The 231-nt window shown below is 64.1% G+C and carries 1 protein-coding gene; it reads right to left on the bottom strand.

Annotated features, from left to right (window positions below; all coding sequences use genetic code 11):
* The coding region (locus ACYQ3M_RS11680) for a hypothetical protein (RefSeq protein ID WP_460036254.1) at positions 1–231 on the bottom strand (231 nt) is incomplete at both ends.

The raw sequence follows: 231 nt of genomic DNA, 5'->3' as shown, positions 1-231 counted from the left end.
GGGCGGTGATTTTGCCGCAGGCGCATTGAAGATCAAAGCGCCCGTCGGCTCGCACTCCGGTAAGCCGCCCCACGTGAACCCCGGCGTATTTGCCTTTGGGTTGCACCAGCTTCACCTGATCGCCGGTCTGGAAGCCATGTACCCGTTTGATCCGTCCCGCGGCGGCCCTAGGGAAGCCGTAGCGGTCCATCTTCACCACCTGGCGTTTCCCTCGACCGACGGCGGTGATGG

It is taken from the genome of Methylothermus subterraneus, from assembly GCF_054656915.1.
The sequence above is the reverse complement of the archived record's forward strand: the minus strand, read 5'-3'. Positions and strand labels throughout refer to the sequence as shown.